Source organism: Clostridium sp. ZS2-4 (assembly GCF_026719745.1).
GTDB lineage: Bacteria > Bacillota > Clostridia > Clostridiales > Clostridiaceae > Clostridium_H.
The window spans coordinates 1-523 of record NZ_JAPPRQ010000058.1 but is presented as its reverse complement, the minus strand read 5'-3'; the positions used below and the strand labels follow the sequence as shown (position 1 = coordinate 523).

General features: G+C 38.4%; 2 tRNA genes and 1 rRNA gene. All 3 read right to left on the bottom strand.

Going from position 1 to position 523, the window contains the following annotated elements:
- Window positions 1-127 precede the first annotated feature (127 nt).
- A tRNA-Ile gene (locus OIO11_RS11555) sits at window positions 128-204 on the bottom strand.
- Between the two features lie 54 nt (window positions 205-258).
- A tRNA-Ala gene (locus tag OIO11_RS11550) sits at window positions 259-334 on the bottom strand.
- 138 nt (window positions 335-472) lie between these two features.
- Window positions 473-523, bottom strand: a 16S ribosomal RNA gene (locus OIO11_RS11545); the annotation flags it as partial.

Genomic DNA, 523 nt, shown 5'->3' with positions numbered 1-523 from the left:
GCGCCCTTTGTAGCTTGATCTTATATCAGCATACTGATTAATAAATCAGTATTTTAAAACATCTATTAGATGTTTCATTTTACTAGGTTATTTCTATATTCACTGTGCAATTTTCAAAGAACAAAATTGGTGGGTCTAAATGGACTCGAACCATCGACCTCACGCTTATCAGGCGTGCGCTCTAACCAGCTGAGCTATAGACCCACATTAAATTTATAGAAGCAATAATCACAAATCTCACATTTGGATAGTTGCTTATGGTGGAGATAAAGAGATTCGAACTCTTGACCCCCTGCGTGCAAGGCAGGTGCTCTCCCAACTGAGCTATACCCCCATATTTCTCACAAGAAACTCTTTTAACTTACAACTACTAAAAAATCAATAGTCTTTTTTAAAATTGGTCTCTCAAAATTAAACAGAAGTTCGAATGTCAGTCTTAACCAAAGCCTTGGCTTTAGTTATTTCTCCCTAGAAAGGAGGTGATCCAGCCGCAGGTTCTCCTACGGCTACCTTGTTACGACTT